The sequence below is a fragment of the Actinoplanes oblitus genome (assembly GCF_030252345.1).
GTDB classification, from domain to species: Bacteria; Actinomycetota; Actinomycetes; order Mycobacteriales; family Micromonosporaceae; genus Actinoplanes; species Actinoplanes oblitus.
The window spans coordinates 3,995,504-4,020,479 of sequence record NZ_CP126980.1; the positions used below are offsets into that span (position 1 = coordinate 3,995,504).

General features: G+C 69.8%; 22 protein-coding genes and 2 pseudogenes. 13 read left to right on the plus strand and 11 right to left on the minus strand.

Translation table 11 applies throughout. The annotated features are described in order from the left end of the window. Positions 1–94 precede the first annotated feature (94 nt). Both nhaA and Actob_RS17975 read right to left on the minus strand, forming a co-directional pair. Positions 95–1,408 carry a Na+/H+ antiporter NhaA gene (nhaA, locus tag Actob_RS17970; RefSeq protein WP_407653667.1) on the minus strand — a complete coding sequence of 438 codons (1,314 nt, stop codon included), beginning with the start codon at positions 1,406–1,408 and terminating at the stop codon, positions 95–97. Positions 1,409–1,495: 87 nt separating this feature from the next. Beyond that, positions 1,496–2,638 carry a glutamate--cysteine ligase gene (locus Actob_RS17975; RefSeq protein WP_284921372.1) on the minus strand — a complete coding sequence of 381 codons (1,143 nt, stop codon included), beginning with the start codon at positions 2,636–2,638 and terminating at the stop codon, positions 1,496–1,498. Between the two features lie 354 nt (positions 2,639–2,992). Between Actob_RS17975 and Actob_RS17980 the strand changes: the two genes are divergently transcribed. The 8 genes from Actob_RS17980 to Actob_RS18015 all read left to right on the plus strand — a co-directional run bounded on the left by Actob_RS17980 (position 2,993) and on the right by Actob_RS18015 (position 12,488). Continuing rightward, positions 2,993–3,433, plus strand: coding sequence for a YbaB/EbfC family nucleoid-associated protein (locus Actob_RS17980; protein WP_284921373.1), 441 nt, complete (start codon positions 2,993–2,995; stop codon positions 3,431–3,433). A gap of 10 nt (positions 3,434–3,443) precedes the next feature. Next, entirely contained in the window at positions 3,444–4,613 is a 1,170-nt protein-coding gene (locus Actob_RS17985; RefSeq protein WP_284921374.1) for an SMI1/KNR4 family protein, read from the plus strand. A gap of 9 nt (positions 4,614–4,622) precedes the next feature. Next, the gene (locus Actob_RS17990) at positions 4,623–5,999 is read left to right on the plus strand and encodes an SseB family protein (protein ID WP_284921375.1); all 1,377 of its coding nucleotides are present in this window, start codon (positions 4,623–4,625) and stop codon (positions 5,997–5,999) included. Between the two features lie 72 nt (positions 6,000–6,071). Continuing rightward, complete coding sequence (locus Actob_RS17995) at positions 6,072–6,419, plus strand: hypothetical protein (protein ID WP_284921376.1); 348 nt, start codon at positions 6,072–6,074, stop codon at positions 6,417–6,419. Positions 6,420–6,441: 22 nt separating this feature from the next. Next, a complete protein-coding gene (locus Actob_RS18000; protein WP_284921377.1) occupies positions 6,442–11,010 on the plus strand; it encodes a WXG100-like domain-containing protein in 4,569 nt (1,522 codons plus the stop codon). Between the two features lie 43 nt (positions 11,011–11,053). Next, entirely contained in the window at positions 11,054–11,548 is a 495-nt protein-coding gene (locus Actob_RS18005) for a DUF6301 family protein (protein ID WP_284921378.1), read from the plus strand. Then, a complete protein-coding gene (locus Actob_RS18010) occupies positions 11,545–12,000 on the plus strand; it encodes a TY-Chap domain-containing protein (protein WP_284921379.1) in 456 nt (151 codons plus the stop codon). The genes Actob_RS18005 and Actob_RS18010 overlap by 4 nt, the downstream gene beginning before the upstream one ends. Beyond that, positions 11,997–12,488, plus strand: a complete 492-nt coding sequence (locus tag Actob_RS18015; protein WP_284921380.1) for a DUF6301 family protein — start codon at positions 11,997–11,999, stop codon at positions 12,486–12,488. Before Actob_RS18010 ends, Actob_RS18015 begins: the two co-directional genes overlap by 4 nt. A gap of 151 nt (positions 12,489–12,639) precedes the next feature. On the opposite strand, the pseudogene Actob_RS18020 reads toward Actob_RS18015, so the two are convergent. Both Actob_RS18020 and Actob_RS43895 read right to left on the minus strand, forming a co-directional pair. Further along, positions 12,640–13,071 (minus strand): annotated as a pseudogene (locus tag Actob_RS18020) (transposase); the annotation flags it as partial. Between the two features lie 57 nt (positions 13,072–13,128). Then, positions 13,129–13,314, minus strand: a pseudogene (locus Actob_RS43895) (transposase); the annotation flags it as partial. A 67-nt stretch (positions 13,315–13,381) separates the two neighbouring features. On the opposite strand from Actob_RS43895, the gene Actob_RS18025 reads away from it, so the two are divergent. Next, the gene (locus tag Actob_RS18025; protein ID WP_284921382.1) at positions 13,382–13,768 is read left to right on the plus strand and encodes a hypothetical protein; all 387 of its coding nucleotides are present in this window, start codon (positions 13,382–13,384) and stop codon (positions 13,766–13,768) included. A gap of 199 nt (positions 13,769–13,967) precedes the next feature. Here the strand turns inward: Actob_RS18025 and Actob_RS18030 are convergent, their stop codons facing one another. Further along, positions 13,968–14,285, minus strand: coding sequence for a transposase (locus Actob_RS18030; protein ID WP_284921383.1), 318 nt, complete (start codon positions 14,283–14,285; stop codon positions 13,968–13,970). Between the two features lie 128 nt (positions 14,286–14,413). On the opposite strand from Actob_RS18030, the gene Actob_RS18035 reads away from it, so the two are divergent. Then, positions 14,414–15,562 (plus strand): IS630 family transposase, encoded by a 1,149-nt coding sequence (locus Actob_RS18035; protein WP_284921384.1) that lies wholly within the window; start codon positions 14,414–14,416, stop codon positions 15,560–15,562. Positions 15,563–15,612: 50 nt separating this feature from the next. On the opposite strand, the gene Actob_RS18040 is transcribed toward Actob_RS18035, so the two are convergent. From Actob_RS18040 to Actob_RS18050, 3 genes are all read right to left on the minus strand, one after another. Then, positions 15,613–16,029: an ASCH domain-containing protein gene (locus tag Actob_RS18040; RefSeq protein ID WP_284921385.1), complete on the minus strand. Its 417-nt coding sequence runs from the start codon at positions 16,027–16,029 to the stop codon at positions 15,613–15,615. A 162-nt stretch (positions 16,030–16,191) separates the two neighbouring features. Continuing rightward, positions 16,192–16,380, minus strand: coding sequence for a hypothetical protein (locus tag Actob_RS18045; RefSeq protein WP_284921386.1), 189 nt, complete (start codon positions 16,378–16,380; stop codon positions 16,192–16,194). Positions 16,381–16,437: 57 nt separating this feature from the next. Continuing rightward, on the minus strand, positions 16,438–17,304 hold the full coding sequence (locus Actob_RS18050; RefSeq protein WP_284921387.1) for a GPP34 family phosphoprotein: 867 nt from the start codon (positions 17,302–17,304) through the stop codon (positions 16,438–16,440). Between the two features lie 892 nt (positions 17,305–18,196). Here Actob_RS18050 and Actob_RS18055 point away from each other — a divergent pair. Beyond that, the gene (locus Actob_RS18055; RefSeq protein ID WP_284921388.1) at positions 18,197–18,742 is read left to right on the plus strand and encodes a helix-turn-helix domain-containing protein; all 546 of its coding nucleotides are present in this window, start codon (positions 18,197–18,199) and stop codon (positions 18,740–18,742) included. 20 nt (positions 18,743–18,762) lie between these two features. Here the strand turns inward: Actob_RS18055 and Actob_RS18060 are convergent, their stop codons facing one another. The 3 genes from Actob_RS18060 to Actob_RS18070 form a co-directional block, all read right to left on the minus strand. Then, positions 18,763–18,990, minus strand: coding sequence for a hypothetical protein (locus Actob_RS18060; protein ID WP_284921389.1), 228 nt, complete (start codon positions 18,988–18,990; stop codon positions 18,763–18,765). Positions 18,991–19,502: 512 nt separating this feature from the next. After that, complete coding sequence (locus Actob_RS18065) at positions 19,503–22,106, minus strand: ABC transporter permease (RefSeq protein WP_284921390.1); 2,604 nt, start codon at positions 22,104–22,106, stop codon at positions 19,503–19,505. Then, positions 22,103–22,714: an ABC transporter ATP-binding protein gene (locus Actob_RS18070; protein WP_328518444.1), complete on the minus strand. Its 612-nt coding sequence runs from the start codon at positions 22,712–22,714 to the stop codon at positions 22,103–22,105. The genes Actob_RS18065 and Actob_RS18070 overlap by 4 nt, the downstream gene beginning before the upstream one ends. A gap of 173 nt (positions 22,715–22,887) precedes the next feature. Between Actob_RS18070 and Actob_RS18075 the strand changes: the two genes are divergently transcribed. Together Actob_RS18075 and Actob_RS18080 are read left to right on the plus strand one after the other, a co-directional pair. Then, entirely contained in the window at positions 22,888–24,213 is a 1,326-nt protein-coding gene (locus Actob_RS18075; protein ID WP_284921395.1) for a sensor histidine kinase, read from the plus strand. Then, positions 24,201–24,860: a LuxR C-terminal-related transcriptional regulator gene (locus Actob_RS18080; RefSeq protein WP_284921396.1), complete on the plus strand. Its 660-nt coding sequence runs from the start codon at positions 24,201–24,203 to the stop codon at positions 24,858–24,860. The genes Actob_RS18075 and Actob_RS18080 overlap by 13 nt, the downstream gene beginning before the upstream one ends. Positions 24,861–24,976: the final 116 nt, after the last annotated feature.

Consider the following 24,976-nt stretch of genomic DNA (forward strand, 5'->3'; position numbering starts at 1 on the left):
TCGGTCGCGGTTCGCGACCTCCATGCTGGCATGCCGCGCCACCGGCGGCCATCGGGCACCCGCCCGAATCATTCCGTGGAAGCACCGGCCGGCCTCACCGCGGCGGGACGGCGTCCTGCTGGTAGACGTCGGGCACGCCGTCCGCGTCCGAATCGAGTTCCTCGGCCGCGCACACCTGCCGGTAGTGGCGGTTGCGGATGCGCAGGACCACCGTCGCCAGCAACGCCGCGACCAGCGATCCGCCCAGGATGCCGATCCGGGCGTGCTCGTCCTTCGCGCTGTCCGCCCCGAACGCGAGCTCGCCGATCAGCAGCGACACGGTGAACCCGATCCCGGCCAGCAGCGACAGGCCGAGCACGTCCCACCAGCTCACCCCGTCACCGAGGGAGGCGCGGGTGACCCGCCGCACCAGCCACGCCGCGCCCAGCACGCCCACGCACTTGCCGACGATCAGACCGGCGGCGACGCCGATGGTCACCGGGTCGCGCAGCGCCGCGCCGAGCCCGCCGGCCCCGGACAGCGACACCCCGGCGGCGAAGAACGCGAACACCGGCACCGCCACCCCGGCCGACAGTGGCCGCCACCGGTGCTCGAAGTGCTCGGCCAGCCCCGGGCCCGGCCCGTCGGCGCGGCGGACGACCGGGACCATGAAGCCGAGCAGCACGCCGGCCACGGTGGCGTGGATGCCGGACGCGTGCACCAGCGCCCAGGTGGCGGCGGCCAGCGGCAGCAGCAGCCACCAGGACCGCACCCGCCGCTGGACCAGCACCGCGAACAAGCCGAGCGGGACCAGCGCGGCCAGCAGCGGCAGCGGGTGCAGCGCGCTGGTGTAGAACACCGCGATGATGACGATCGCCAGCAGGTCGTCGACGACGGCGAGGGTGAGCAGGAACGTGCGCAGCGCGGCCGGCAGGTGGGTGGCGATGACCCCGAGCACGGCGAGCGCGAACGCGATGTCGGTGGCGGTCGGCACCGCCCACCCGGACAGCATGCCCCCGGCCGCGACCGCGTTGACGGCGACGTAGATCAGTGCCGGTGCCGCCATCCCGCCGACCGCCGCGGCCACCGGCATGATCGCCCGGCGCGGGTCACGCAGGTCACCGGCGACGAACTCGCGCTTGAGCTCCAGCCCGGCGACGAAGAAGAAGATCGCCAGCAGCCCGTCGGACGCCCACTGGGCGAGAGTCAGATGCAGGTGCAGCCGGTGCGGACCGATCTCCAGCGCGACAAGATCCTGGTACGCCGTGGCCCACGGCGAGTTCGCCCAGAGCAGGGCGAGCAGCGCGGCGCCCAGCAGCAGCGCCCCGCCGACGGTCTCGGCGCGCAGCACGTCACCGATCCGGCGCGTCTCCGGCCAGCTCCCGCGGCCGAACAGGAAACGGTGCGCACGAGGCGACATGTCGGGCACGGGACTCCTTCATCTGGGCACGGCGGAACCATCGCCGACCAGACTTCCCGGCACACCTGCCCTCAACCTACCGTCTGCCGCCGGGCGTCACGGCTGCGGCTGCGGCAACCCGTCGCGCAGTTCGCGGACGAGGGCGGACACGACCGCCTTGAGGCTGCCGTCGTTGGCCGCCGCGATCCGCAGCTGCCGCTGGTAGCCGGCCCCGCGGTCGACGATGTCGCGCACGGCGGCCAGCTGCGCCGGGCACCCGAGCGCCTCCGCGACCGGCTCCAGCACCGGCAGCAACTGGTCGAGATCCTTGGTGACCAGCCGTTCGTGCCCTGCGGCGTTTTGGATGATGATCGCGTCCAGGCCGTACCGGGCGGCCCGCCACTTGTTCTCCCGGACGAACCAGGGCTGCATCCGCGGGACCGCCCGGCCCGCGTCGAGCTCCCGGGAGAAGTGCTCGACCAGGCACTGGGTGAGCGCGGCGAGCGCACCGATCTCGTCCGCCGTGGAGATCCCGTCGAACGTACGGACCTCGATCGTGCCCCACCGTGGCGAGGGGCGGATGTCCCAGCGCAGCTCGGCGAGTTCCTCGATCACCCCGGTGTGCGTCAGGTCGGCGACCATCGCCTCGAACTGGCGCCAGCTGGTGAACTGCGGAGGCAGCCCGGCGGTCGGCAACTGCTGGAACATCAGCGCCCGGTTGGAGGCGTACCCGGTGTTCTCGCCGGCCCAGAACGGGCTCGACGCGCTGAGCGCCTGGAAGTGCGGAAGATAGGTGAGCAGCCCGTCGATGATCGGGAACACCTTGTCCCGGTCGTCGACGGCGACGTGCACGTGCACGCCCCAGATCATCATCTGCCGGCCCCACCAGCGGGTCCGGTCGATGAGCGTGGCGTAGCGTGGCTTGCCCGGCGTGACCCGCTGCTGGAACCACTGGCTGAACGGGTGCGTGCCCGACGAGATCAGGTCGATGCCCAGCGGCTCGGCCACCGCGCCGACCCGGTCCACCAGGTGCGTGAGATCGGCGACCGCGTCCCGGACGCGGTGGTGCGGCGCGCTGACGATCTCGATGGTGTTGGTCAGCAACTCGGTCGTGACGTGCGGATATCCCTCGGCCGCACCGATCCGGGCGATCAGCTCGGGCGCGGCGGGAGCCAGCTCACCGCTGCGCCGGTCCACACAGGCGACCTCCCATTCGATGCCCAGACGTGACCTCTGCGATGGGGAGAAGTCGACTCTCATGATCCGGCTCCTCGTGCTGGTCGAGCAGGCCAGAAAGCAGCCGGGCGAGCGCTGCCCCATCATCCTATATCGATGAATTCAGTCGATCTGAGCAGAAAGTCAACACCCTTTCCGGTACGCCCGGAGCCGCCTCCCGCCCACACCGGGCGTGCCCTGGCCGCATGCTCGTGCCGTGGGGCTGCCGGCCCGGCGTGATCCGGCTGCACGACGATGGCCTCGGCTATCCACTGGTCGCGCACGTGGCTGTCGTGGTGCGGTCGGGGATCGCATAGGCTCGGGTGGCGCCGTTGGGAGGGCAGCGGTCCACCGGGGAGGAGTCGGCCGTGCGGGGAGTTCGTGCCGGTAGGAGCGGTTGTGCCTGACGATCGGGCGGGTGGCCGCCGGGGCGGGGTGGATCCGTCCGCGCTGCTGAGTGTGGTGCGGGAGCTGCGGCAGACGGTGGGCGAGGCGGCGCAGACGCAGCGGCAGGTGCTGACCGTGACCGGGACCGCGACGTCGCCGGACGGGCTGATCACGGTGGTGGTCGGGCCGCGCGGACAGCTGGTCGACCTGCGCATCGACCCCCGGGTCTACCGGCAGCCGAACGCCGGGGCGCTGGCCGCGACGATCCTGGCGACGGCGCGGGCGGCGGTCGAGCAGGCAGTGGAGAAGACCGCGGCGATCGTGGACGCGAAGCTGCCGAAGGTCGACCAGATCCTGCCGCCCGGGGCGGAGCGGCCGTTCGACGTACGCCAGCTGTTGCGCCAGCACGACGGCGACCTGAAACGGGCCCTCGATGCCGCCGGCGAGTCCTGACCGGCCGGTGATGCCGGCCGCGCGGCACGCGATGAGCGTGCTGCATCCCGGCCCGGCCGGGCTGCGCGTGCGGTACCGGCAGGGTGTGCTGATCGGCCCGGACGGCTTCCCCGACTGGCTGCTGTATGCCCGCGCCCTGGTCGAGCTGCCCCCGCCGATCGCCGAGCTGACCACCGCCGAGCAGCGCGTCTTCGACGTGCTCGCGGCCAACCACGCGATGCGCGGCGCCGACCCGCTCTGGCCCGCGGCAGACCTCGCGCCGACGGACGCCACCCTGCCGGGCGCGCCGCCGGACGCCATCCTGCCGGGCGTGGCGCCCGACACCAACCCGCCGGACGCCATCCTGCCGGGCGCGGCGCCCGACACCAACCCGCCGGACGCCATCCGGCCGGCTGCGGTGCCGACACCGGCCGGCTGGTGCTGGACGCGGCTGCCGGTCACCGGCGACGGCGCGGCCCGGCGGATCGCGCTGGTGCCGATCGAGTTGCACGCCGCGTTCCGGCACGGTGGCGGCACGCGCACGCTGCCGCCGGGCCGTCCCGGCCCCGGGCTGAGTCCGGACGCCGCGCCGGTGCGCTGGACCTCCGGCGATCCGGTTCCGGCGGCGGCACTGACCGAGGTCGAAACCTTTTTGGGGTACGCCCTCCCGGCCGCGTACCGCCGTTTCCTGCTCGACGGCAACGGCGCCGGACCCGCCGAGCCGGGCGTGCTCGCCGGCGTGGGGCTGGTCGCCGATCAGCAGTTGTTCGGGCTCGGCCGCGACGACCCCTACCAGGATCTGGGCTACGCGCCGCAGTGGCTCGCCGACCGGTTCACGCCGGAGTTCCTGCCGGTCGGGTTCGTGCAGGGCGGGCTGCTGGTGCTGCGGGTGGCCGGCCAGGACACCGGCAGCGTGTGGTTCCTCGACGACGACGATCCGCGCGACGACGAGCGCCTCGAGCCGGACCAGATCTGCGCCCGGCTGCTGCACCGCTGCGCCGACGACTGGGACGGGTTCCGCGCCGCGCTGCACCGGCCGGCCGCGGTGCTGCTGGAGGTCGCCGCGGACCTGGTGGCCGGCGGCCTGACCCGGCCGGCGCGCCCGCGGCTGGCCGGGTCGGCGCTGCCGGCGAAGCTGCGCGCGGACTGGCAGCCGGTGGCCGGCAACCGGCTGACCTCCATTGATGCGCTGCTGAGTTAGGTTGTCGGGGTGAGGTCGACCGGGTGGGCGGCGGCGAACGACGCCGAGCGCCGGATGGCGAGGGCGTGGGCGCGTGATGACGCCGACGGCTTCGCCGACGTGCTGCTGGCCTGCGACCTGTACCTGCCGGGCTTCCCGGACAGCGGCGAGGGCGGGCAGCGGCTGCTCACCCGCGAACGCGACGGGCAGACCTATGTCCTGGTGTACACGTCGGTGGAGGCGCTGCGCGAGGCGACGGAACTGGTCACCGGCGGGTGGCGGCGGGTCACGTTCGCGGAACTGGCCGGGGCGTGGCCGGACGACAGCTGGGGGCTGGCGGTCAGCCCGCACACCCCGATCGGCGCGTACCTGGGGCCGGGCCAGGTGCGGGAACTGGCCGAGGAGGTGGCCGCTGAGCCGGCGTTCGAACCGGCCGACGAGCGGGAGCGGGCGATGCGTGCCGCTCAGCAGGCCGGCGACGCCGAGGTGTACTTGGACCTGCTGGTCGTCTCGGACGTGCTGCTTCCGGTGACCGGCCCGGCCGACCCACGCGACCTGGCGCGTCCCGGGTTCCCGTGGCTGGTGCGGCGCTCGGGCGGGGACGCGACGGTGCCGGTGTTCACCTCGCAGCGGCGGCTGCGCGACGCCTGGCCGGGATCGGGGGAGGCGCCGCCGGTGATCCGGGTGCCGTTCGTGGCCCTGGCCCAGGTGTGGCCGGACAACCGGTACCGGCTCGCGGTGAATTCGGGGTCGGCGATGACGGCCGTGTTCACCGGCGCGCAGGTGCCGGATCTGGTGCGCTGGGCCCAGGAGCTGGTACTTCGCGACACGTCACGCCGGCAGTCGAGCCGGCCGTCCACAGTGCCGCCACCGGCCGCGGCGGATCCGGCCGTCGCCCCGGCAGCCACGTCCTCGCCGGTCGTCGCCCCGCCGGCCGCCTCCTCGCCGGTCGTCGCGCCATCGGCCGTCGCGCCCCCGGCTGAACCCGCGCCGCTTGCCTCGCTGCCGGACGCCTCGCCGCAGGCTGCCTCCCCGGCGGCCACCTACACCCCGGCTGACATTTCGCCCACTGCGGCCCCGCCGGCTGTGATGGGTGCTCAGATGCGACGGGTGCAGGTGATGATCGGCTCGGACGTGGCGGAGCGCTTCCTGACCGCCGGCGGCGACCGGGTCAGCGGTCCGGTCCAGCCGGCCGCACCGACCGGCGCCGACGACGGCTATCTGGTGCGCTGGCACGAGGAGTCCGCAGGGCCGGCCGAACGGCAGGTGACCGAGCTGCCGCTGCCGCACGGCGCCCAGCTGATCCGCCTGATCGCCGGCCAGGAGCTGGTGGTCGGCACCTACGACATCGAGCTGGGTTACTGGCGCCCGTCGCTGATCAACGTGCTGCGGGGCGAGACCCTATGACATCTGTCATGGGTGGGTGGGTCTGTCGTGTGGGGAGGATGAGGGTTCGGTGACGGGGAGGGAGGCACGCCGATGAGTGAGTACCTGAGCTTGCCGGAGGGCCCGGCGGCCGCCGCCCGGGTCGGCACCAAACTGCAGGCCGAGGCGCAGGACTTCAAGGAGAAGGCGCAGCGGGTGCTCGCCGACATCCGGGCCCTCGACCAGAACCGGCCGTGGGGCGGGGACGAGGCCGGCAAGGCGTTCGAGGCGCAGTACCACAAGCCGATGGGCGAGGCGGGCACGCTCGCGCACGCGCTGCAGGACCGGCTGGACACCGCCGGTGACCTGCTCGACGGGATCGGCGGCCGGGTGGTGCAGGCGATGACGCAGTACGACGCCACCGACATGGGCGGCGCGACCGACATCGCGGGCGCCGTGTGACCCCGGTGGACACCGGAATCTGATGGCCGGCAGCAACGGGTTCGGCTCGGCGTTCGACACGGTTCTCGACGAGATCCTGGAGTTCTTCCGCGAGTGTGAGCAGTGGGTACCGATTGTCGGCCCGGTGCTGGAGATGCTCGTCGACATTCCTGAGGGTCGCGAGCTGGAGCTGTATGACCTGGCTGACGCGTACGGGCAGGCGGCGGAACTGCACCGGGATCACGCGGTGCAGGTGCAGATCCTGCTCGGCGATCTGTTCCAGACGTGGCGCGGTGACGGCGGGGCGCAGAAGACGCAGGAGACGCTGCAGAAGTATCTGGAGCAGCTGAACGCGGACGCCGACTCGTTCCTGCAGGCGCAGCAGATGGTGCAGGGTGCGGCGCTGAGCGTCGAAGCCGCGAAGATGATGGACGTCGTCAACCTGATCATGCTGGCAATGGCCACCATCGAGGTGATCATGACGATCATCGAGACGTTCGGGGTGTCGGCGATCGGTGAGGGCATCGCGATCGCGACGTGCCGCCAGGCGATCAAGACGGCGCTCAAGGAGCTGGTCGAGAAGCTGATCGGGCAGGGCTTCAAGGGCGCCGTCAAGGCGATCATGAAGGCCGGGCTGAAGCGGGGCCTGCAGTTCACCGCGTTCACCGTCGGCACGAAGGCCGGGATCCTGGGGATCCAGGCCGCCGAGGGTCATGATCCGATGTCGCATTTCGATCCGATCGAGTTCGCCGGTGAGGTGGTCGACTCGTTCGTGGTCGGGTTCATCGGCGGGCCACTGTCGATCGGCGCGCACAATCCGCTGACCGAGGGCGCGGCGATGGCGCTGGGCCAGCTCGGCGACAACTATCTGCGGCTGTACCGCAACGACCTGTTCGACGCGATGAACCTGACGAAGTGGGCGCAGGACCACGGCCTCTACGTGGATCCCGAGCACTTCAACCCGCTGGATGGGGTGGCAACCGCTGGTCTGTTCGGCGGGGTTCTCGGGGCCAAGGGCATGCGGGAGGGTTTGCGCAACGCACGGGCGGACGTGCGGCTCGGACTCGGTGAGAAGAACGCGCTGGGGGAGCCGGGGACCCGGCTGGGCACAGAGCCCTCGGTGTCGCCGCGGGCCGCGGGGGAGGCCGGGTCGCGGTCCGGTTCCGAGACCGGATCGCAGGCCGGTTCCGAGACGGGATCGCGGTCCGGGTCCGAGGCGGGATCGCAGGCCGGGTCGCGCAGCGGTTCTGAGGCGGGGTCGCAGGCCGGGTCGCGGTCGGCGGGTGAGACGGGATCGCAGGCTCGCTCCGAGACCGGATCGCAGGCCGAGTCGAGGTCCGTTTCCGATCAGCGTACGGGGGGCGAGCGGTCCGCGGATAGCGCCGGTTCGGAGCGCTCCGCCGACAGTTCGGCGGCCGACCAGCAGGCACGCGGCGGCGCCGACCAGCGGGCGGTCGCCGAGCCCCATGCCGATCCGGCGCAGCGAACCGAGCCCGGTGCAGCCGAGCAGCGGGCCGAGTCGGGCGGGTCTGAGCAGCGGGCCGAGTCGGGCGGCACTGAGCAGCGGGCCCAGTCCGGCGGGACCGAGCAGCGCGCCGAGACCGGCGGAACCGAGCAGCGGGGCGGCTCCGGGGACCCGGCGCGGGCGGAGTCCGAGCAGACGACCGGGACACCGGACCGTTCGTCCGGTCAGGAGCAGTCGAGCGGAGTTGAGCGCGGCGACCAGCGTCAGGTGGCCGAACCAGCCGGCGATGGCTCCGAGCGCGGCCAGACGGGTGCCCCGGAGCGGCCCGCTGAGCCGAGCCCCGCGCGTGACTCGGGCCGGGAGAGCACTCCCGCCGGTCGTGAGGACCTGGTGACCACCGGGGATGGACGCGCGAGCACCGTCGAGGTGGGAGCTTCGGCGCACGGGCAGCACGCGGAGGCCGGCGGTCCGCGAACCCTGCAGCCGGTCGGGTCGCCGGCGGCGAGTCACGCGGCGGGACCCGAGGTGGGTGGGGCGCGGTCCGGCGTACCGGAAAGCGGTTTCTCTGGCCGGGAGCCGGCGCGGACCGGCGTACCGGACATGGGTGTGCCTCGTGGCGGCGAACCGGGTCGGACGGACCTGCCGGCCAACCGCTTTTCGGAGGGTGCGCCGGGCGAAGCCCGCGGCGGCAGTGTGGGGACCGATGCGCGTGGCGGCGGCTCGGATCGGTCGGCACGCGACAGCGGGCCCGGTCGTGAGGCGGCCGATGGCAGGACTGGGGAGCGCGGTGACCGGCCGGCGGAGCGAACGGACCGTCAGGATCGGCAGCCGGAGCAGAACCGGCCGGAGCAGCGTTCGCCGGACAGAGAGCCGGACAGGGATCGGCCGGAGCGGCGGTCGCCGGAGAGGGAATCGGACAATAACCGGCCGGACAGGGATCGGCCGGAGCGGCGGACGCCGGAGAAGGACGGGCGGCGCTGGCGGGATTACTCGGAGCGGGTCAAGCGGTGGTCGCAGAGCCGGCCTGCTGAGCAGGCGGCGATGGATCGTGCTGTGGCGCGGCGGTTCGGGCCGGGGGAGGGCGGTGCGCCGCGGCTGACGCCGGAGACCGTGCAGCGGATCCTGGACCGTCCGGCCGAGCAGCTCGACGGGACCGGGCAGCGGTTCAAGCACCTGGTCGAGGAGAACTTCACCGACCCCGCCTACAAGGACGGGCAGCCGATCCGGCGGCCGTCGTCGCCCGACGACATCGCCGCGCGGCTGGGCGAGCTGCGCGATTCCCGGCCGCCGAGCCTGACCAGCCGGTTGCTGCACATCGACAAACTGCGGGATTTGCTGCCGGAGCTGTCGCGCGAGGTCCCGGAGCCGGAACTGATCCACTCCGAGCACGTGGTCGGTGGGGAGTACCACGGCTTCGGCCGGCCGGCGGACACCTTGGCGGTGGGCCGGGAGGTGCGCGAGTCCGTGCCGGAGGTGCTCGACCGGCTCTTCAAGGACGTCGAGCTCAACCGGCCTGAGGACGGCGGCCCGGACGTGCTGCGGACCGGCGGTGGCCGTGACGTGAAGGTCGACTTCGGTGCCGAATCGATGGACCGCAAGCACGTCGGCACGTCCACGCGCGTGAGAAACGGTGATGTCTGGCAGGTGCGGGCGAACTCCGGTACCCGGCCGGAGCACATCTCCACGGTGACCAGTCATGAGGTCGCCGAGATTCTGCGGACCGAACAGCTGCGCGGGGCCGGCGAGCAGCTCCCGGAGAAGAGCATGCTGAACCTCAAGGACACCGGCGCGCGCGAGTTGAGCCCGGACGACCACGGCCGGATCGCCGAAATGCTTGACTGGCACGAACGGTCCGTCAGCGGCGAGCCAGGCGCCCGCGACCGGCTCGGTGAGCTGGTCGATCAGCTCGGGCTGCGCGGCGACGGGGAACGCGCGATCGGGAGCCGGGACGCGGTGACCGAACTGCTTGACAACCCGGCGGCGCACCACTTCAACGACGCCGCCGCCGGTCGGCTCAGCGAGCTGCTCAAAAGTCCGGAGCTTCCGCCGGCGCCGGAGCGCCCCACGTTCACCGAAGCCGATCTGCGCGCCATCCCGGACAACGTCGCGCAGCGCCTCGGAATCGAGCAGCCGTCGTTCTTGCAGGAGGGCAAAGTCCTGCAGATGGAAGCCCACCAACAGGCGCACCAGCAGTTGCGGTTGCATGTTGAAGGGGACGCGGTCAACACCTTCCGTACGGCGGACGGTGACCTGCTCGGCTACGGGCACGACGGGAAGACGCGGTTCGTCACCGACCCGTTCCGTAAACCGGGGGGCTGGGAGGTCACCAACAACAGGGAACCGCTGCCGGACCACCAGCACGACGCGGCGCACGCCAAGGAGATCGTCAAGGAGAGCGCGAGCTACCGGCAGCACGCCGCGGATCTCGGAACCGCCACCTCGGACCGGGCGGCGAAAATGCAGAGCGTCAACTCGGTTCTCGACGCGGTCACGCCGCGTTCCGGCCTGTCACCGGAGAAGCTCGCACCGGTCACCGAGAAGGACCTCAACGCGACGAACCTACGGAAGACCATCGAACGCTTGCGAGTCGTGGCGGTCAGCCATCCCGAGGTCAAGCCGCACATCCGGGCGCTGGAACAGGCGGCCAAGACGTGGTCCACCACGTATAACGACCGTACGCTCGCGTCGAATAGGGTCGGCATGATCGCCGGCCGGGAGTATGCCATCAGCGAGTTCAAGGTGCCCGAGGCACAGTTGCGCGGGGGCGTCCACGACGACCCGAAACCCGGCGAGCTGGACATCTGGGGCCTGGGCCGAGACCGAGACGGCAACCCCACCCTGGTCGTCGTCGAGGCGAAGGGCGGCGGCGCCGGCACCGAGGGCCGCGAACACCTGCAGCAGGGCAGCGGCCCCTACCTGGAACGGGTCATGCAGCTCGACCCGAAGTTCCAGCAATTCCTGCGCGACAACCCGATGATCGCCGAGCAGATCCGCTCCGGCATCATCAAGGTCGAGTATCTTCTTGTCAGCCAGGGACACGCGGACGCGGCCGGTGCTGTGCCGGACGCGAAGATATACCGGTTCACCTTCGACAACGCCGACAACCCGACGAACACCTTCAATCCGCGCAACATCGACGCACGGTAGCGGTGCAAGCGGGCGGCCAGGTGATCCGAACATTCTGATGGAGGTGCGAGTCTTGGCTCAGTGGCGGGCGTTCGATGAGCCGGCGACGGCGCAGGCGGCGCAGACGTTGCTGTCGTCGGAGTCCTGGCTGAGGTCGGCTTCCGTGGTGGAGGCGGCCGCCGCACTCGGCTGGGTGGTGACTGATTTCGATCCGGAATGGCCGGACCTGGGTGCCTTCCTCGACACCGGGCACGGCCTGGGACCGATGAGCGCCTTCTTCGACACCGACGACAACGGCCGGGTGCAGTCGATCTCGATGAACCTCACCGAGAGGCTACCGGCGGGCGATCCGGAGGTCGCCGCGTTCAAACAGGATGCCTTCGCCAGCGCGGCGGCGGTGCTGACCGGATTGTTCGGCCGGCCGACCGACTCCTTCCCCGGGGCGGAGCCACAACTGTGGTGGCGGCGGGAGGCGACCGCGCTCGGGTTGATCACCAAGGACGACACCGTGGGTCTGCAGTTCACGCCCCAGGAGCTGATGGTGGGCGAGTGGGGGTGACCACACCGGACTGGGAGACGTTCCGGAACGGGTTGGCGAGCAGCGTGGCAGCCCTGCCCGACGGCGGTGTGCTCATCGTCGGTGATCGGGAACGGACGCCCTGTTTCGTGCAGTTCCTGTTCAGCCGGGATCAGATCGTCGCCGAGGTGGCCAGCGGCTGGGACCAGTGGGGCCGGCCGAACCTGAGCGACGAGGAGTTCGCGGCGCTGGAGCGGATCGGCTGGCCGCCGCCCGAGCGGGATCCCAGCCTCAACCACGGCCTGCGCCTGCCCTGGCCGGCCCGCTCGGCCGATTATCGCCGGGTGGCCGACATGTGCGTGGCCGCGCTGCGCGACGTGTTCGAGATCCCCTCGCCGGCGTCACTGTGCTACAAGGCCTTCGTCAGCCCGAGCGGTGACGCCCTGCTCATGCCGCGGCTCGGTATTGCGTCTCCGCCCGATTGGCGGCTGTGAGCCTGGGGTTCCGCATGGTGGGTCAGCAGGCGATCCTCCGGGCGGCGCGGACATTGCTGGCGGCGGAGCCGTGGCTGATGTCGGCGGTTCTGCCGGATGCGGCGGCGATGCTCGGCTGGACGGTGACCCGGCACAAGCCTGACCGGCCGGCGCTCGGCGCGTTCTTGGACGCCGATACCGGGCTGGGCCCGAAGAGCGCCTTTATCAGCCTCGATGCCGAAAGTCGGGTGCAGGAGATCTCGCTGAACATCACCGAGGAACTGTCCGGAAGCAGTCCCGAGGCCGATGCGTTCAAGCAGGACACCTTCGCTGCCGCCGCGGCCGCGCTGACCGGCGTCTACGGCCGGCCGAGCGAACAACGACCAGGAGAGAAGCCACAGCTCTGGTGGCGGCGAGACACGACGACGTTGCGGCTGGTCACTCAGTACGACTCCATCGCGCTGCAACTGTCGCCCAACAAGCTGCTGGCGGGAGAGGACCGGCCGTGAGCGGCACCGACTGGCCGTCGTTCCGCGTCGGGCTGGCGAGCAGCGTGGCGGCCCTGCCCGACGGTGGTGTGCTTATCGTCGGTGACTGGGAACGGACGCCCTGTTTTGTGCACTAGTGCGTTGTCCATGAACGTTCGCCGGGTCTGATCGGTTAGGCGGCCTTGGTCCGGGGTCGGCCCCAGCGTTGTTGTCGTTCGCTGCGGACCCGGGCTCGTTCGCGGCGTTGGGCGGCCAGGACGTCGGGGTGGCGGGCGTTGGCGTTGCGCCAGCGCAGGTATTTCTGCAGCGTTCGGGCCAGGACGGTGTGGTTCGGGTGGTTGGAGTTCGCCATGGTGAACGTTCGTAGCGGCCCGAACTGGGCCTCGATCGGGTTCGCCCAGGACGCGCTGGTCGGGGTGAGACACAGCTCGACCTTGTTACGGGCCGCCCAAGCCCGGATGGCCGGTGTTTTGTTCGCCGACAGGTTGTCCAGGATGACGTAGATCGGCGCGCCGTCCGGCCGCTTCTCGCGGATCGATTTCAGTGCGGACAGGGTGTGATCAGCGCCTTTGCGGCGCCGGTTCACACCCCACAGCTGGTCGTTCTCACGCCGCAGCCGGCGCAACTCTTCAAGTTCCGCGATGGTCGGCACATCGTCGCGCTCGCCCTGATCGGCTTGGTCCTGCTTGATCCAGTTCCGCAACGCCTCAGGATGCACCCCGAGCTGCTCAGCCAGCCGTTTGATCACCGGCTTCGGATCCGACTCCCGATACAACCGCACCGCACGCCGGCGCAGCTCATCGGGATATTTCTTCGGTGCTGCCCCGAGGACTCCTCCCACGGTCATCAGACCATGCTCGAGACCCTCCGAGCTACCGGGGGAAGCTCAAGGACGGGGTTGGTTGGATGGCGGGATGGACTACCGGAAGCTCTTCGCGGACGTGCATCGACGGCCGGGGATGTTCGGGCTGGACAACTCGTTTCACGACTTCACGGTCTTCATCCGAGGTTGCGAGGCCGGCAACGACTGGCAGCTGTTGGCAGGCTTCCGGGAGTGGCTGGTGGCCCGCTGTGGATTCGGCAACAACCTGGTCTGGGAGGCGCTGGTGCTGCATCATGCGTTCTCGGACGGGCCGCCGCAGCGCGAACAGCTTGGGGCGGATCCCGAGCTCAACAGGATCGCTGTCGAGACGCTGTTCGGGCTGCTTGACGAATACCTGCAGCGACGAACAGAGGATGGCGGCCTGGCCAAGATCTTCGATGAGTACCTGACCTGGTTGAAAGTACAGAGCTGGTCGTGATTCACGCGACCGGGACGTCTTGCCGCGCCGCGAATGCCTTGGCGGGGTCGTAGAGCTGGCCGGTGGCCAGGCAGTGATGCAGGCAGCCGAGGAGTCGGTCGAACAGGTTGCGCAGCGCCCCGGGGTGCCGGTCGCCATGGTCGCGGCGGCGTTGGTTGTGCTGCTTGGCAGGTTCGGTGTGGGTAGTGGCGACGAACGCTTACAGGTAGCCGGCGGCAGCGAGCCGGTCGTTCTTGACCTTGCGGTGGGTGATGGAGATGCTGCGCCCCGAGGCGCGGGTGACCGGGGCCGCGCCCGCGTATGCCTGCAACGCGCGGGCGTCGGCGAACCGGGCACGGTAGCCACCGATCTCAGCCAGGACGCGGGCGCCGGTCACGTCGGCCAGACCGGGAAAGCTCGTCACGATCGTGTGGTCGGGATGATGGCGAAACGCTTCGCTGGCGGCCTCGGCGAGCTGATCGACACTGGCGCACTCGACGTTCAGCGTCGCCAACAGCGCGAGCGCCTGGATGCCCATCGTTTCCTCCACGACGGCTAGTGCGTTGACCTCGAAGGACTGCCGGTTTGCGACACGCCGCGCCGGTGCGTGAGGTTTGGGGTGTTTCGGTCCACGCTGGATCTAGCGGGGGTGGATCGAGGTGCATCATGTCCACACCTGTCCGGGCCCGCCGGTTGATTCCCGATGAGGGTCAGCATCTACTCCGGCTGGTGCGCCGGGGCGTTCACGACAGCGTGCGGTACCGGCGCGCGCTGATCATCATGGCGTCGTCGGCCGGCACCGGTGTGCCGGCAATCGCCCGGCTGGTCGCCGCGGATCCGGACACCGTCCGCGATGTTGTCCATGCGTTCAACCAGCAGGGACTGGCGATGCTGGCACCCCGGTGGGGCCCGGGACGACCTCGGCGGATCACCGACGCGGACATCGAGGTCGTCGTGGCCACGGCCAAGACCCGCCCGAAGCGGCTCGGGTTGCCGTTCACGCACTGGAGCATCCGCAAGCTGACCGGCTACCTCGCCGGCGACTACGGCCACCAGAACCCGGCCTGGGTGCCAGCCCGGGCGGTCCGGATCGGCCGAGAACGCGTCCGGCGGATCCTGCACGAGCACGACATCAGCTTCCAGCGCACCCGGACCTGGAAGGCCTCCACCGATCCGGCCTACGACGCGAAACTGGACCGGATCGACGAGGTGATGTCCCGGTTTCCCGACCGCTGCTTCGCGTTCGACCAGTTCGGGCCGCTGTCCATCCGCCCCTGCCACGGCACCTGCTGGGCCGCGAGGAAACATCCCGACCGGCTGCCCGCGACCTACCACCGGACCCACGGGATCCGATACTTCCACGGCTGCTACAGCCTGAACGACGACAAGCTGTGGGGCGTCCTGCACGAACACAAAGGCGGCGTGCACACCCAGGCCGCGTTCAAGACCATCCGCGCCGCCCGCCCGGACGGCGCCCCGATCTACATCATCTGCGACAATCTGTCCTGCAACACCACCCCCGCCATCCGATCCTGGGCCGCGGCGCACAAAGTCGAGTTGTGCCTGACCCCGACCAGCGCCTCGTGGGCGGATCCGATCGAGGCCCAGTTCGGGCCGTTGCGCATGTTCACCATGGCCAACTCGAGCTACCCCAACCACACCGCCCTGGCCCGCGCCCTACACGCCTACCTACGCTGGCGCAACGTCAACAGCCGCCACCCCGACGTCCTGGCCGCCCAACGCCGCGAACGCGCCCGCGTCCGCAGCGAACACCACCACCGCTGGGGCCGGCCAGCCGAAACCCCTGCCGCCTAACAGAGGATGGCGCTGAACGGCCGCCGAGCCTCGGGTAGGACGACCCGGGGTCAGAGCGTCTCCACCAGACGGAACCGCTTCAGCAGCGCCAGCGTGTCGTCGTTCACCACAAATCCCGGGCTGCCCAACCAGCTTCGGTAGTCAGCGCCGTGCCAGTACTGCTCATGACCGGCTCGCCAGGCAGCGACCGAGTCATACCCCTCACCCTCATCCCGGGCATGGTCGAGATCGACATCGCCGAGTCGGGTGACACGCACCTCGGTCACTTCGATCACCGCGACCCGATGACCGGCAGAGTCCACCACGGCGGATCGAGCGCCGACAACCGGCAGCGGCTCCTCATCGAGCTCGTAGTCCTGCAGCAGACCCGTCGTGGAGGTCTTGGTGCCGTCGAGCACTGCCGCGACCAGTTCGTCGCGCAACGGACCTGGAAAAGCGAACTGGGTCACGGGCAGATCGGCGGACACGGGCCGACGCTACCAAGTGCACATCGCGGCCTGCGAACCGTTTAGCCCATCAGGGGACTGACCTGCGCGCCCTTCAAGTCAGCCCCGAAACGCCGGAACAACCATCAAAGCAGCCAACACCGCACGCCCGGACCGCCTGCCGAATCCGGCGGTCCTTCGAGGTCAACGCACTAGCGGGAAGTTCACCAGGCCGGTCGCGGCGACCGTGAGGGGCACGACCAGGGTGACCACGGTCAGGGGCGCGACGGATGACGCGATGGCGTTGCCGATCGCCCATGGGCCGAGCCGGCTCGCGGCCAGCGCGTTCCGCACGCTGGTGTCCGGGACGGGGGAAGCTGATGGCGCACGCACCGGGGGTTTCCTCTCCTGTTAGGGGTGAGATGTCAGGTCGTAGGGGAGTGGGCCGGGTCAATGCACCAGGGCGGCCTCCCCGACGGCCGCGTCCGCAGCCTTAAGTAGCTGCCGGGACGACGAGTCCAGGCGGCTGGAGAGCTCCTCGGAGAGCGTCCGGCGATCGGACGGGGTCAGGCTGGCAAGCGCGTGCTGGTGCAGACCTGTGGCGAACATCAGGCCGGCCAGCAGCAGGTCAGACGGGGCGAGCCGGTCGCCCTTCTTCACCGCTTCCCGGATGGCGCTCGCGGGCGCGCCGGCGAACGCGGAGTCGTACGGTACGTACCGCACCGTCGAGCCAGGCCGCCACCAGCGTTCCAGCGGCTTGGCGAAGCCGGCGCGCGTCAGCCTCTCGATGACCAGCAGATCGGCTCGCCGGTCACAGGCCAGGTACGACATCCACAGACGCAGGTCATGACCCGCCGGCATCGGCGGCTCCGGAGGCGGCTGTGCGTGCCGGCCGCCCGTGCCTTGACCGTCCAGCCAACCCTGATCGCCTCGCCGACGCGGTAACCCGCTGGCGACGGTGAATTCCTGCGTCGGCCAATCCGCTCCACCGCCGGTCGGGATCGCTGGACCGCCGTCCCCAAACTGCTTCACCGGTTGGCGAGGCACAGAGGAGACCGGCGGCACCGACCTCCGCTCTTCCTCCACCATCTTGCTGAGCAGCGGATACAGCGCCGGATCGTCAGAGCGCTTGCCACTGACCCGCAGCAGCCGACCGTCCCGCACCTTCACGCAACGGTCGTGGACCAGCTCACCCAGCAATCCTGCCGCCAACCCGATTCCTAGGACCCGCTCGTTCGTCCGTGGTTTGCCCCTGAGACTGTCGTGCGCCGCGAGCCAGTATTTGTCCGTGAGCTTCTGCGGCACGGGGCCGGACATGATGGGGCCTCCTGGCACATGTCGTAGTCGGATGATGAGAGGCCGGACGCAATGTGGTCGGGGGACGACGCGCGCCCGGCCCCTCCGGCAGCCCGGCCTGTTGGGGTTTGCATGGTTGACCGGTCGGGCTGGCTGTCCGGTCGCGGCGTCAGTTCGGTGGCTGTCACCGCGGCCGAAGTCTTCAGTGCGGGGTTCTACTGCAATCGGTGGTCATGTGCTCCGACGAGTGGATAAGTCCACTTGATGAACCGATCCCAGAGCTGGTGGGGATATGTGTTCGTCACTTCGCCGGCGGCCCGCTCCATCATTACGGCCATAAAGATCGGTACGCGCACCCAGCCAAGGTCCAAAACGAGTTCTCTCCGTGCGTCATCACACGGCCACAATGCATAGCAGGTGGTGCATTCCCAAGTCGGCCCCGTCGGTTGATGCTGATGCCGAGAGAGGCGTCCGACCAGGTCAAAGTCCTTGATCGCGGCCATCAACACGTCGCGTGGCAGTGGCGAGAAGTCACTGGTCCAGTCCTTGGCATGTCCCACGCGGCGAGCACCTCCGGGGGAAGTTACCGCCCGACCCCCCGGATCGGCGTTCGAAATGCCTGGATGCTGAAACATATTCGCCTACCTCGGGAAAGCGGCTATGGCGGATTTCTGGCATCCGCCTTCGGGAACAAAATCCCAGCACTGCAATGGATGAGGTAAGGCCTTCAGATGATCACCAACGCCGATCGATAATCTGATCGGCGCGACCGATCGGCTTGACCGATCACTATTCCCGTGGAGCAAGCCACGGCGGTACCCTCTCCCCACCAATCTTCGAGGCTGGGAGCATCGTGAACTCAACTCGATCCGAGGGGGGTACGCCTCCTCCGAGCATCTGGGAAAGCCCGTCGATGCGCGCCGCTCTCGCTCGGCACGATCTTGCCTACGTCTTCCAGCACTTGAACAGTTGCGGTTTCTCGCAACGCCGCATCGGCCACCTCACCGAGCAGTCCCAGTCCGAGATCTCCGAGATCATCGGGGGCCGGGAGGTGATGGGCTACGCCGTACTGCTGCGCATCGCTGACGGACTGCGGATCCCACGCGGCTACATGGGTCTCGGCAACTACGACTACGAAATGCACACCCCCGTCGAGAACGCCTTGACGGTCGGGGTGACCGGTGCCGAGGAGGCGGAGGAAATCCGCCGTTCGCTCCAGCACGCAGCCGAGGTCATGATGGGAACCTCGCTACCGGAAACCAGCCTCTGGTGGCAGCCGCTGTTCCGAAGCCGAACCCCCGTCACCAACCGATGGCGCCAGCTCGCCAGCGGCGACGGCCTCTACCAGACGTTGCGCGACCGCCTCCACACATACCTGGTCAGCCTGACCCTGACGATCGACTCAGCCGACGTGCCGCACGTTGAAAGCTCGGCAGCACCCGACGGCGTTGCCCCGTAGGGCGGTGTTCCGCCGTATGCTCACCGGTCCACATCCAGATCGTCCCAAGCGTCAAGCACATCCCCGAACCCCTTCGCGCGCGCCACCCGCTCGAGTTCTGGAAACAGCGTTGAAGATCGCGAGGTCAGCGCTCCGATTAGGTAGTCCGCTGTCCACGGCACCGGATTTCGTATGCGTCGTCGATCCGCCTGGTCCCAGCCGACTGCGCCGAGACGTGCCCGGGTGTGTATTTTCTTGAGGGAGATCATCGATAAAGCCCTGGCCAGGAGTAGCGCCGCGATGGTGGCACCCCGCGCGGCGGTGAGCGATCGGCGTACGTCGCTTGCGGCTGTGGTCGGCGGAAACGCCGAATGATCACCATGATCACCAACACGCAGCTCACTCCCAAAAAGCACACCCCCAGATCAGAGCGTGCACGATCCCGCCGCACTGCGGGCGGCCATGGTGCGCGCCCTGAGACTTGGACGCGATCGGCTCGGACCCAGTGGCCGAGGCATTCACCAAGGTCCCGCGTCATCGCGTCAGCGTCATTGCGTTCTCGACCAAGAGCCGTAACTGCCGTTTCGCCGGTGCAGGCGGCCTACAGAGCGGACGCCCAGAGCCGGGAACCGGAGCAGAAGGCCGTTACCTGGGAGAGATTCGACACCGCCGGCGCCGTGCCCACCCACCTGCAAGGAGGCAGCTTGTCCCACAAAACACCTGGTCAAGGCCACGCCCATCGATAACGCAATGGCCCCGGTCATCGCGTGCTCCGGGCGCCTCACTCGCGACCGCCGATCGCGTCGATCGGCGCAGGTCGCATCGCGAACCGGGTGGCCATCGCGATCGCACCCCAGGAGAGCGCGACAGTGAACGCCACGATCGCGATCACACCGATGATGGAGATGCTGGGCGTGGGTGACTGCGTCAGCCCGAGGCTGAAGCCGATCAGCGGGGGAATCGTCGCCAACGCACCGAACAGCAGTGCCGCGAAAACCACGATCCTGGCTTCGCCGTTCATAATCTTGCGGACCTGGTCCCGGCTGGCGCCGATGAGTTGCAGCATCGCGAACTCGCGGACCCGCGCCGCGGTCGCCATCACCAGGGTGTTCACCACGGCGATGGCGAGGTAGCCCAGCAGCACCGTCTGGAAGAGCAGGTTGAGTACCCAGTCACCCGCGCCGCCGGCCCCCGGCGCGGCCAGGAGCGCCTCGCGGTCGCCCAGCTGGACTGTCGGGTAGCGCTGGACGGCGCCGCGCAGCGCGGCCTCGAGCGCCTTCTGGTCGGTCCCGTCCGTAGACCTGATCAGCACCGCGCTGTCGACCTGTGCGGTGGTGTGGGCGACGACGAGGTCGTTGGGCAGCGTGACGTCGCCGAAGCCCAGGCCGTTCTCGTAGACCGCCACGACCCGCGGTTTGATCGTTGTGCCATCACCGAGGTGGAGCTCGATCGCCGCGCCGACCTTCGCGTGGACGGTGTCCGCGACGACCCGGCTCAGCGCCACCGTCTCGCCCTGCAGGCCTGCGGTGTCGCCGTGGAACACCGCGAGGTTCATGGTTTCGGAGAGCCCTTCGGGCGTGACGCCCTGGGCTGCGAAGACCTTGGTCGCGGTGCTGTCCTCGGACGGGAACCTCAGCAGCACCCGCATCCGCGCCACCGGCGTCACCACGGCGACCCCGGGCACCCTGCGCACGGCGTCCACAACCTGCGGGGAGATCCCGGCACCGGACGACGAGGTCAGCGCATGGTCGGCCCGCAGTCCGTCCTCGAGCTGGTGCTGCGCCCCCGTGATCGCCGTGGAGGCGCCGAACACCTGCACGGCGGCCAGGGTCACGCCCATCGCCAGCGGTGTGGTGGCCGCGCTGAGCCGCCGCCGGTTGGCCCGCGCGTTGGCCTGGGCGAGGAAGCCGCTGGCCGTGGACCGCCGGTTCACGAGCCGGCCGAACAGCGGGAGTGCGCCGTTGAGTAGCAGGGGTCCGAGGCAGCCGAGCGCCACGACGAACAGGAGAACCGCGCTCGCCGCGGTGTCGGCGGCCGAGTCCCCCGGCGACGCCACATTGCCCAGCGTCAGCAGCAGCCCGAGCGGGATGAGTAGGACGCCGATGATCAATCGGACCCGGCCGAGCTTCTTGGGCTCGATCGCGGCGTCCCCGAGTGCCTCGACCGGGCTGACCTTGGCGACCCGGCGCGCGACCAGCCAGCCGGAGAGCCGGGCGCTGATCATGCACAACACCAGCGCGGCGAGGATCGGCAATACCCCCACCTGCATCTGGAAGTCCCGGGGCATGGCGCCCGCGACGACGAACACGCCGCGCATCACGAACGCGAGCAGCATGCCGGGGATCGCGCCGCCCAGCGCGCCCGCGAACGACACCAGAGTCATCTCGGCATTGATCATCCAGTGGATCTGCTTGGGCGTCGCACCGATGGCCCGCAGCAGGGCCAGCTCGCGCCTGCGCTGCCGCACCGACAGCGCGAGGGTGCTGGCCACCACGAACACCACGATCAGCACCATGGTGCCGCCGAACGACGCCGCCGTCTCCACCACCAGGCTGCGGGCGTCACCCACGTCCAGGAACTCCACGTCGCCGCGGCCCGCGCCGGTGTGAACCACCACGTCCGGCACGGCGTCCTTGATGCGGCCGGCCAGTTGCTCCGGGGCGACGCCGGGCGCGGCGAGCACGCCGATGGCGTCCACCCGGTCCGGCCGGCCGGCCAGCGTGATCGCATGGTCGTCGCTGAAGAAGACCGCAGACTGCCGGTCCAACCCGTCCGGCGCGGCGGCGATGCCCACCACGCGGTAGGACGACGGGATCGAGCCGACCACGATCTGCACCGTCGCGTCGAGCACCACGTCGCCGCGCTCAGCCAGGTCGCCGTCCAGCACGACTTCGCCGGGCCCGGCGGGCGCGTGGCCCTTGCTCACTGTGAACGGCGCGAGCGCCGCCGCAGACCAGCCGTGCCCCAGCACTGGGAAGTCGTCCGGGCCGCTCACCGCGTCGCCGTCCGGGTTCAGTACGCTGACCTGCACATTGACGTCGCCGACGGCCGACTGGACACCGGGCACCGCGGCGACAGCGGCGACCTTGTCGGCGGGCAGCGTGACGCGCTCGCTGTAGCGGACCTCGGAGCTCTCGTCCAACCAGAAGGACTGCGGCGCGCCGAGGACCACCGCAGCGCCCGAGTACCGCTCGGGGGTGACGCCGTTGCCGAGCCCGGACTGGAGAAGGATCCCGCACGCGGTGATCACGGTCGAGCCCGCGACGATCGCGAAGAAGGAGCCGCCGAAGCTGCCCTTGTTCCCCTTGATCGTGCTCCACGCGAGCTTCAGGTCCCGGGGCAGCGGCACGACGATGCGAACCAGCCGCCGGATGAGGGGGATCACCACTCACCCAGGTGGGTCATGCGCGCCGCGACCTGCTCCGGCGTCGGCCGGGTCAGGTCACCCGCGAGCTTGCCGTCGGCCAGGAAAACCACCGAATCGGCGAACGAGGCGACGACCGGGTCGTGGGTGACCATCAGGACCGTCTGCCCCCTGTCGTCCACGATGCTCCTGAGCAGTTCCAGCACCTGCCTGCTGGACCGGGTGTCCAGCGCACCGGTCGGCTCGTCGGCGACCACCACGTCTGGCTGGTTGATCAGCGCGCGGGCAATCGCGACCCGTTGCTGCTGACCGCCGGAGAGCTCGCTCGGCCGCCGCTTGAGGTAGTCGCCGAGGCCGACAGCGGTGAGCACCTCGCGCAGGAACTTGCGATCGGTCCTCTTGTCCGCGAGCCGCAGCGGCAGCATGACGTTCTCCTCCACGGTCAGCGCACCCAGCAGGTTGTACGCCTGGAAGATGAAGCCGATCCGCTGACGCCGCACCTCGGTGAGCTGGACCTCGTCGAGGCCCGACAGCTCCACGTCGCCCAGCCAGACCGAGCCCGAGGTGGGCCGGTCCAAGCCGGCCGCGCAGTTGAGAAACGTGCTCTTACCAGAGCCCGAAGGCCCCATCACGGCAGTGAACGTGCCTCGGCGCAGCTCGATACTCACGGTATCCAGTGCCTGCACCGCGCTCTTCGCCGAACCATAGACTTTGGACACCGAACCCAGACGGATCGAATAGTCAGCGGACGTAGCGCGCCGCACAACATTGGCCATGCCATCCGACGCTACGGATCACATCGGTGCGGACCGCTACCCCGTACCACCGGATTCGGGGTACAGCTGGCTGTAGTGCTGCGGACAGCGGACAGCGGGCATACTTACGCCGTGTCGGGAACGCGAAGGGACGCTGCCCCCGAGGGCATTCAGAAGAGCATCCTGTGACGTCGGGCCGACGGTGGGTGCAGGTGTGGCGCAGCGCGACCTACCTCTTGGTATCACTAGCTTCTGGGGTCGCCACGGTGCTCGCGTTGCCACTGCTGTGCGTTCCGCGGCTTGCCCAGCTCTGGGCAGACCGGCACCGTGACCGCGCCGGCCGGCTGCTCGGGACGCCGATGGCATCGCGTTCTGCCCTGCGCGCGGCGGGACCCCGACTCTGGGCCGGTCCCTCCACGGGCCGCGACCTGCTCTGGCTGCCGGTGAACGCCGTGACCGGGGTAGCGTTCGGCCTGACCGCGCTGCTGTGCGTGGGCAACATCGTGCCCGCCGCGGTCGCCACAACACTGTGGTGGGCGTTCGAACCGGAGAACCAGCCAAAGCCATTCATCGATGTACCGGTGACCGGCTGGGCGACCGCTCTCACGCTCGGCCCGCTGCAAATTCTCCTGCTCACCGCCTTGACGTACCTGTGCTTCCCGCCGATGGCTCGCACACACGCCCGGATCTGTCTGGTAGTGCTGTCGCACTCGACGGCCGAACAACTGGCCGACCGGGTCGCCGTGTTGACCCGCACCCGGGCGGACGTGCTCGACGCGCACGGCGCAGAGTTGCGCCGGATCGAACGCGACCTGCACGACGGTACCCAGGCTCGGCTGGTGTCAATCGCGATGCGGTTGGCCGTGGCCCGGCAGGTGCTGTCCGACGATCCACGGGACGAGCAGTTCCTGGCGGAACTCCTCCGGGACGCACACGAAGGAACCGAAGAGGCGATGACCGAACTCCGCGGTGTGATCCGAACCGTCTATCCGCCGATCCTCGCCGACCGGGGCCTCGCCGGTGCCCTGACCGCCGTGACCACCCGCTGCGGCGTGCCGACCCGACTGGACATCGGCGACATCGAACGGGTACCGGCGGCCGTGGAGGCCGTCGTCTACTTCGCTGTCGCCGAGGCGCTCACCAACGTCGTCAGGCACAGCCGAGCGACCACGGCCGGCGTACGGGTGAGCCGCACGGCCGACCGGTTGTCGGTGGTGATCACTGACGACGGCGCCGGCGGCGCCGATGATCGGCTGGGCACCGGCCTCGCCGGCATCCGGGGCCGGGTGCTCGCGCTCGACGGTACTGTCGACGTCGACAGCCCGGCCGGCGGTCCGACGACTATCACCATGGAGCTGCCGTGCGGGTCGTGATCGCCGAGGACAACGTGCTGCTGTCCACCGGGCTGGAGCTGCTGCTCCACCGGGTGGGCTTCGAAATCGCCGCCATCGTCGACGATGCTGCTGGCTTCCTCACCGCCGTGCGGGACCATCGGCCCGACGTCACTATCGTCGACGTTCGGCTTCCGCCGTCATTTCGCGACGAAGGCATCCGAGCCGCCCTGCAGGCCCGTCGAGAGCACCCCGGCCTGCCGATCCTGGTGCTGTCGCAATACGTCGAGCAGCAGTACGCCGCCGAACTGCTCTCCACAACCGGCGGCGGCGTCGGCTACCTCCTCAAGGACCGCGTCAGCCGAGTGGACGAGTTCGTCGACGCGCTGCGCCGCGTCGCGGCCGGCGGCACCGCAATGGACCCCGAGGTCATCGCGCAACTCGTCCAGCGCGCCGGCGACCCGATCGCCGCCCTCACCCCTCGGGAACGCGAGGTACTCGCATTGATGGCACAGGGACACGACAACTACACCATCGCCAGCCAGCTTGTCATCACGGACAACGCCGTACACAAGCACATCGGCAACATCTTCGCCAAGCTCGGCCTCACCGTAAGCGACAGCGGCCACCGCCGCGTTCTCGCCGTCCTCACCTACCTCAACACTGCGGGCCAGATCGGCGGCCGCTGATACGCCGAGAACGACGAGATCCATGGTCTCCGGGGGGCCTGGTCGCTGAGGACGCCTGCGCCGAGTAGGTCCTGATCTGAGGGCTGTCTCCCGAGGCGAGGGACTCTGGTCAGTTC